We start from the raw sequence: 1,264 nt of genomic DNA, 5'->3' as shown, positions 1-1,264 counted from the left end.
CGCTCGTCGCCCGGCTGGCCCCGGGGACCCTCGCGGCGCTCGCCGACTGGGGGGTGCGGGTGGTCGACCCGGCCGCGGTGCACCCGGTGCTCGAACGGCTCGGGGCGTCGGCCGCCGACGCCCAGGGGCTGCTCGTGCACCCGGCCGTGCGCTCGGCGGTGCTGGACCGCCAGGAGGACCCGCAGGACGAGGTGGGCGAGGTCGCCGCCGCGGTGCTCGACCTGGTGCGCGCCGTGCTCGACGACGGTCCGGACCCCCGGCTGCCGGCCTGGCTCGGGCTCGTCGAGCTGCCCGCGGCTGACGGTGAGCCGACGCCCGCCCACGGGCTCGTGCTGCCCGGGTCGTCCGCGCACCGGCTGTTCGACGACCGGGTGCTCGCCCCGGTCGCCGCGTCGGCCGTCGAGCGGTTCGGTGCGCAGGTGCTCGCCGCGGTGGGCGTGCGTGCGGCGCCCGTCGTCGTGCACGTGCCCGAGGTGATCGCCGACCCGCTGGCCCTCGACCTGGACGCCGACACCGAGGCCGCCCTGGTGGCCGCGACCCTGGACGGCTGGGGCGACTACCTGGCCGAGCTCGCCGCCCGGCTCGGTGCGGGGGCCTGGCTGGGTGACCTGGCGGCTGTGGCGGACCTGGACGCGGTGGCACCCGAGGCCTGGCCCGCGCTGCTGGCCGGGTTCGGCTCCGACCGCCGGCTGCGCGACGCGCTCGTCGAGCCGGTGCGCGGTGAGCGGGGGAGCGCCCCGTCGTACACCACGTGGTGGTTGCGGCAGCGCGCGGACCTGGGGTTGGACCACCCGTTCGCGCTGGCCCCGGGGGTGCTCGACGGTCTGCTGCCGGCCGCCCCGCCGGTGCTCGCGGGCGCCGACGTGCAGGTGCAGGCCGCGCTCGGCGGGGTCGGCTCACCCGAGGAGCTCGACCTGGACGCGTGGGCCCAGCTGCTCGACGAGGTGCGGGGGAACGCGGTGGAGCCGGCGACGGCGGTGCGGGTCTGGCGGGCGTTCGCGGCGCTCGCCGACGACCGGCGCGGGCGCCCACCGGCCAGGGCTTCGTTGCCCGCGCACCTGCCGGCCCTGCTGGGACCGGGTGCGGGGCCCGAACGCGTGCGGGTGGTCGAGGCCGAGGCCGTCGTGGTGCCGGACAGCCCGATGTGGCTGCAACGGGTCGACCTTGGCCCGATGCTGCCGTGCCCGGCCGCGCGGGCGTCCGACCTGGCGGCGCTGCTCGACCTGCCGCTGGCCGGTGACCTCGCGGACGGCCGGGTCGAGGG

1 pseudogene is annotated in these 1,264 nt (G+C 79.0%); it reads left to right on the top strand.

Annotated elements, in window-relative coordinates:
- Positions 1-1,264 (top strand): annotated as a pseudogene (locus F2B26_RS17610) (sacsin N-terminal ATP-binding-like domain-containing protein); the annotation flags it as partial.

Origin of the sequence: Cellulomonas citrea, assembly GCF_009829685.1 — a bacterium.
Classification (GTDB): Bacteria; Actinomycetota; Actinomycetes; order Actinomycetales; family Cellulomonadaceae; genus Cellulomonas; species Cellulomonas citrea.
The sequence above is the reverse complement of the archived record's forward strand: the minus strand, read 5'-3'. Positions and strand labels throughout refer to the sequence as shown.